This window comes from Streptococcus sp. STC1396, assembly GCF_058933875.1.
Genome location: NZ_JBZYCU010000029.1, coordinates 21,950 through 28,348, shown reverse-complemented (window position 1 = coordinate 28,348; position 6,399 = coordinate 21,950). Strand labels below are relative to the sequence as shown.

Here is a 6,399-nt window from a genome sequence, read left to right as displayed (position 1 = left end):
TTTGGATTGTCGAGCAAGACGCAGTGGTTGAGTGGGCTCTACTACGCTGATTTCATCAGCTTTTACAGCCCTACTCAACTGTGCGGAGGTGGGACGACGAAATCGAATTCTAACGAATTACCGATTTTTGTCCCAGCCTCTCAACTGTTATTATTTCTCTAAGTTCCAGATTTCCTTGGCATATTGCTCAATGGTATCATCTGAGGTAAACTTATCAGATGTAGCGATGTTGATCAAGCTCATGCGGGCCCATTTTTCTTTGTCACGATAGAGCGCATCAATCTTCTCTTGAGCCTCTACGTAGGCATGGAAGTCTTCCAAGAGGAAGTATTCATCATTGTGGGTGATGAGGGCCTCGTATATTTCAGAGCCTTCTTCACGGACATTTGGAATAGTGCCATTGACAAAGGTGTCGACTACCTGGCGAATGTCTGGATTGCTTTCATAGACACCGCGTGAGTAGTAATCGTGGAGGGCATAATGCTCGTAAACTTGGTCCTTGTCCATTCCGAAGATGACAATGTTGTCGTCACCGACCTCATCCTTGATTTCGATATTGGCTCCGTCCAAAGTCGCCAAAGTAATGGCACCTGTCATCATGAACTTCATGTTAGAAGTACCCGAAGCTTCCTTGGAAGCCAGAGAAATCTGCTCAGATACATCTGCTGCTGGAATGATGAGCTCAGCCAAGCTGACTCGGTAGTTTTCTAGAAAAACAACCTTGAGCTTGCCTTGCAGGCTTTCATCCTTGTTGACCAGATTGGCCACTTCATTGATCAGCTTGATAACAGACTTGGCAAAGTGGTAGCCCGGAGCAGCCTTGGCACCGAAGATAAAGACGCGCGGCACCATATCCTTATCAGGATTGTCCTTGAGGTCCCAGTAGAGCTTAATGATATGAAGCAGGTTGAGCAGCTGACGCTTATAAGCGTGGAGGCGTTTCACCTGTACATCAAAGATGGCTTCTGTAGAGACTTCCACTCCTGTTGATTCCTTGATGAAGTCAGCCAAACGAGCCTTGGCTTCTTGCTTGACACGATAGAAATCGTCTAGCACTTGCTTATCGTCCTTGAATTTCAAAAGCTTGCGCAGCTCGTGAATATCTCTTCTCCAGCCCTTACCAATCAACTTATCAATCTCAGCTGACAGGGGCTCATCCGCAATCTGCAGCCAGCGGCGCTGGATAATCCCGTTGGTCTTGTTGTTGAACTTTTCTGGGTAAATGCTGTAGAAATCACGCAAAGTATCTTCTTTGAGCAACTCGGTATGGAGTTTGGCAACCCCATTAATTGAGTGTCCACCGATAATGGCTAAGTGAGCCATGTGGATTTGATTATCCTTGACAATCCGAGTGTTTTCGATAACCTGCGGATCAAGGCCACGTCCAGCCATTTCAGCTACATAGCGGTTGTCAATCTCTAGGATAATCTGATAAACCCGCGGCAGGACATTCTTAAAGAGCTCTGCATCCCATTTTTCCAAGGCTTCTGACAAAATGGTATGGTTAGTGTAGCTCATGGTCTTCACCGTAGCATTCCAAGCATCTGCCCATTCCAGATCATACTCATCCATCAAGAGGCGCATAAACTCAGCTGGCGCAACTGCTGGGTGAGTATCGTTGATATGGACGGAAACCTTCTCATGAATATCCTTGAGCGGTCGACCTTGCTTGAGATAGGATTTGATAATGGTCTGCAGACCCGCACTGGTCATAAAGTATTCCTGAATCAGCCGCAGTTCTTTTCCTTTGTAACTAGAATCGTCTGGATAGAGAATGGCTGTGATATCCTGCACCCGTCGACGAGCTTCAATGGTTGGATAGTCCAATTCATATTCTTCTGGAATTTCAACATCCCAAAGACGGAGATTGTTGATATTGTCATTGCCAAAGCCAATTTGCGGCACGTCATAAGGAACAGCTCGCAGAGTTTGAGCATGTTCATAAACCGGCACAATGCGGCCTTCTTCATTGGCACGGAGGTAAACATTACCAAAGATTTTAACATCTACAATACCGTGATCCTTACGAGTTTCCCAGACATTGCCCAGACTGCCAAACCAATCATCTGGAATCTCGACCTGATAGCCATTCACGATTCTCTGCTTGAAAAGACCGTAGCGATAACGAAGTCCATTGCCAAATCCTGGATAGCCAGTTGTAGCTAGCGAATCCATGAAGGCTGCTGCCAAGCGGCCAAGGCCCCCATTTCCCAAAGCCATATCGTGCTCAGCATTTTTTACATCCTCAAAGTCAACGCCCAAATCAGCAAAGCTTTCCTTGACCGTATCAAGAATACCTAAATTGAGTAGATTGGTTTCCAGCATACGACCTGGCAGAAACTCAATTGAAAAATAATAAGCTGTTTTTTGCTGGTGTTCCACGAGTTTATTGCGACGTTCCAGCCAAAGCGGCGTAATGTATTTACGAATGGTACTAGCAAGGGCTTGGAAAAGCTCTGCTGGTGTAGCATCCGCTACTTTAATTAGCTGCCTTTCATGGAGGGTATCCTTAAAGTTACGGATAAACTGTTCTTTAGTAAGTTCCATTTTTGAGGGATATCTTCCTTTCTTTAACGAGGGAATCGGTTTTAAGAATCATCTCATATTCTATAATAACATACAAAAGGATGTCTTTACGGAAATCCTCCCTTATTACATCAATAAGAGAGGATTTCCCTATTCTGATTCTAAAGTGAATGTTAGTAAAGTGATTGATACAAATCGCTATAGGCCTTACTTGCAGTGTCCCATGAGAAATCTCTTTCCATCGCCTGCATTTGAAGCGAATGCCATGTTTCTTTGTCATGGGCATATATATTCAAGGCTTCCTTGAAAGTCCATGTCAACCAATAGCCAGAAAAATTATTAAAGCTGAAACCTGTACCTTGTCCAGTATACACATTGTATGGCTCAACAGTGTCACGCAAACCTCCTACTTCATGCACAAGAGGGAGGGTTCCATAGCGCATAGCCATCATTTGGGACAAACCACACGGTTCAAAGCGGCTTGGCATCAGGAAAATATCGCTCGCTGCGTAAATTTCTTGAGCCAAAGTAACATCAAAAAGAATATTAGCAGATATCTTTTCAGGATAAGCGTGTCCAAACCAAGCAAAGGATTGTTCAAATGCAGGATCTCCTGTTCCAAGAAGGACAATTTGCACATCTTCCTGTAACAGATTGTGCAATTCTTCCACTACCAAATCAAAACCTTTTTGACGTGTCAAACGAGAGACTATTCCAACTAACGGAACGTCATCCCGAACTGGCAGCCCTACTCTTTCTTGAAGAGCCCGCTTATTTTCTAATTTCCCAGACAAATCATCTTTACTAAAATGATGAGCTAGTAATTTATCTGTTTCTGGATTGTAGATATCTGTATCAATTCCATTGACAATACCAACCAGCTTGCCAGATTCCATTCGAAGAACCTGATCTAAGCCGCAGCCAAACTCAGCCGTCCGAATTTCATTGGCATAGCTTGGTGAAACAGTTGTCACACGATCAGCATACAAAATACCCGCTTTCATCCAGTTAAGGCAATCATTCCAGCGAAGGGTTCCGTCTGCATAACGTTCATAACCGACACCAAAGAGTTCCCAAAGCATACCATCAGAAAACTGACCTTGGAATTCTAAGTTGTGAATTGTTAAAACGGTCTTGATGTTATTATATGCCTGAATCCAACGGTATTTTTCTTTAACCAAGAAAGGAATCATAGCTGTATGGTAATCGTGAGCATGCAGGACATCTGGAATGAAATCAATTCTTTCCATCAGCTCCACTGCAGCCAATTGGAAATAGGCAAAGCGCTCACCATCATCAAAATCGCCATAAACATGCCCACGGAAGAAATAATGCTGATTATCAATAAAATAGAAATTTACATCGTTTAAAACAATGCGTTTCACTCCTACAAACTGACGACGCCAGCCAACACTTACTTCGAATGAGAATAGATCTTCTACCTGATCACGGAATTTCGCATCTGTCAAATCATAATAAGGCAAGATAACACTTACTTGATGACCATCTTTCACAAGTGATTTAGGGAGAGCGCCAATGACGTCTCCCAAACCACCTGTTTTAGAAAAAGGTGCACCTTCTGCTGCTACAAATAAAATTTTCATTGAATAATATCCTCTGTAACTTTTTGGCCCTTCTTAATCACAACTGGGTGTTCTGCTGTTCCGCGAACAACTACTCCCTCAGCAATGTCCACATTCTTGTCAACAACAGCGTATTCAACAACCGCATTTTTGCCAACTGTAACACGTGGGAAGAGAACGCTGCTTTTTACTCGGCTTCCTTCACTAATCTTTATATTACGTGAAATAACAGAATTAACCACTTCGCCCTCAATAATGCTACCTGATGCAAACTGTGAGCGAGAAACCTTGGAAGCTGGAGAATAGTATGTTGGCTCTTCATTCTTCACTTTGGTGTAAATCTTTTGATTTGGTGAGAAGAGTGAATAGAATTTTTGTGAGTCTAGCATGTCAATATTAGCCCTGTAGTAAGCTTCTACAGAGTGAATATTTATCAGATAGCCAGTGTATTCATAAGCAAAGGCTCCTTCTTGCACTGCCAAGTCACGAAGAACATAACGTAATTTTTGAGGATATTCTTTCTTAGCTTCTTCTTCTAATTTTTCAATCAGCCATGGGGTGTCTGCTACAAAGATGTCTGTTGACATATTGAACATTTCACCCTCTGCTCGAGCATCAAATAACTGTTGACTTCTCACATGATCGGTGTCATCAATTTCAAACACTGAGTTTACCTCGGACACTTCTTCTTTTGGCAATTTTTTATAAACAACTGTAATTGGCTGTTCAGTTGTATTATGAAGATGGAATACTTGGTTTAAATCAATATTCGTCAAAACATCACAGTTGAGCGCTACAGTCTGATTAGAGCCTGAGCGTTTTAAGTAAGTCAATAATTGCTCATAATATTCTTTCCCAACTGTGCTACTTTCTACACGAGTATTGTAAATCCCAAGGTAGTAGTGACTCAAAAGAGTAGAAAGGCCCCACTCACGACCAGAACGAATATGGTCAAATACAGAGCTAATATTGTCTTGCTGGAAGATACCAAAGACGCTACGAACACCAGCATTAGCAAGGCTAGAAAGGGGGAAGTCAATCAAACGATATTTTCCGCCGAATGGCAAAGTTGCAACTGGACGCTGTTCTGTCAAAGTTGACATATCATGGAAACCTACTGTATTTCCTAAAATCGCTGAATATTTATCAATCTTCATCTGTTGGTACCCCCACTTTTTCATTGTATCCGACAACTTGGACTTCATCCGTTCCATCAATTTCTACGCCATCAGAAATAATTGCTCCTTCACCAATGATAGCACGTTTAATCTTAGCACCTTGTCCAATGATTGCTCCACTCATGATAACGGAATCTTCAACTACGGCATCCTTACGAACTTGAGCTTCCGTAGAAAGGATCGAATGTTTCACTGTTCCATCAACAAGACATCCATCAACAACCAAGGAATCTTCAACATGAGCATTTTCTCCAAAGAAGTTTGGCGGTGAAATCAAGTTGCGTGAGTAAATTTTCCATTGACGATCACGGCTGTCTAAAGCATTGTGCGGATCAATGTATTCCATATTAGCTTCCCAAAGTGATTCAATCGTACCCACGTCTTTCCAGTAGCCTTTGAATTCATAAGCGTAGACGCTTTCGCCTGACTCAAGATAGTTAGGAATAACATTTTTACCAAAGTCAGACATATCCACATTGCTCTTTTCAGCAGCAACTAGCATATTGCGCAGACGTTTCCAATCGAAAATATAAATCCCCATAGAAGCTTTGGTAGACTTAGGTTCAGCCGGTTTTTCTTCAAATTCAACAATTCGATTATTGGCATCGGTATTCATGATACCAAAACGACTCGCTTCTTTGAGAGGAACATCCAAGACAGCAACCGTCAAGCTAGCACTGTTATCCTTGTGAGATTGAAGCATGTCATCATAGTCCATCTTGTAAATATGGTCTCCAGAAAGGATTAATACATATTCTGGATTGATACTGTCGATATAGTCGATATTTTGGAAAATAGCGTGACTGGTACCTTCGAACCAACGATTTCCTTCACTTGCTGAATAAGGTTGAAGAATGGACACGCCTGTGTTGATACCATCAAGTCCCCAGCTTGAACCATTCCCAATATGACTGTTCAGGGCGAGTGGTTGGTACTGCGTAATCACGCCTACATTATGAATACCAGAGTTGGCACAGTTAGAGAGCGCGAAATCAATAATACGATAACGACCACCAAACTGTACTGCTGGTTTCGCAATACTTTGTGTGAGCTTTCCAAGACGAGTTCCTTGCCCTCCGGCAAGAATCAAAGCTAGCATTTCATTCTTCATA

At 42.4% G+C, this 6,399-nt stretch carries 4 protein-coding genes; all 4 read right to left on the bottom strand.

Annotated features, from left to right (window positions below; all coding sequences use genetic code 11):
* Nucleotides 1–150 precede the first annotated feature (150 nt).
* On the bottom strand, nt 151–2,547 hold the full coding sequence (locus AC5FEC_RS09235) for a glycogen/starch/alpha-glucan phosphorylase (RefSeq protein ID WP_493661996.1): 2,397 nt from the start codon (nt 2,545–2,547) through the stop codon (nt 151–153).
* A 152-nt stretch (nt 2,548–2,699) separates the two neighbouring features.
* Nucleotides 2,700–4,130 (bottom strand): glycogen synthase GlgA, encoded by a 1,431-nt coding sequence (gene glgA / locus AC5FEC_RS09230; protein ID WP_062199788.1) that lies wholly within the window; start codon nt 4,128–4,130, stop codon nt 2,700–2,702.
* Nucleotides 4,127–5,266 carry a glucose-1-phosphate adenylyltransferase subunit GlgD gene (glgD, locus tag AC5FEC_RS09225; protein WP_493661995.1) on the bottom strand — a complete coding sequence of 380 codons (1,140 nt, stop codon included), beginning with the start codon at nt 5,264–5,266 and terminating at the stop codon, nt 4,127–4,129. The genes glgA and glgD overlap by 4 nt, the downstream gene beginning before the upstream one ends.
* The gene (locus AC5FEC_RS09220) at nt 5,256–6,398 is read right to left on the bottom strand and encodes a glucose-1-phosphate adenylyltransferase (RefSeq protein WP_493661994.1); all 1,143 of its coding nucleotides are present in this window, start codon (nt 6,396–6,398) and stop codon (nt 5,256–5,258) included. Before AC5FEC_RS09220 ends, glgD begins: the two co-directional genes overlap by 11 nt.
* Between the last annotated feature and the right edge of the window lies 1 nt (nt 6,399).

Excerpts from the sequence above, each read along its gene's own strand:
- glgD (WP_493661995.1), bottom strand. The coding sequence starts at position 5,266 with ATGAAGATTGATAAATATTCAGCGATTTTAGGAAATACAGTAGGTTTC.
- AC5FEC_RS09220 (WP_493661994.1), bottom strand. The coding sequence starts at position 6,398 with ATGAAGAATGAAATGCTAGCTTTGATTCTTGCCGGAGGGCAAGGAACT.
- glgA (WP_062199788.1), bottom strand. The coding sequence starts at position 4,130 with ATGAAAATTTTATTTGTAGCAGCAGAAGGTGCACCTTTTTCTAAAACA.
- AC5FEC_RS09235 (WP_493661996.1), bottom strand. The coding sequence starts at position 2,547 with ATGGAACTTACTAAAGAACAGTTTATCCGTAACTTTAAGGATACCCTC.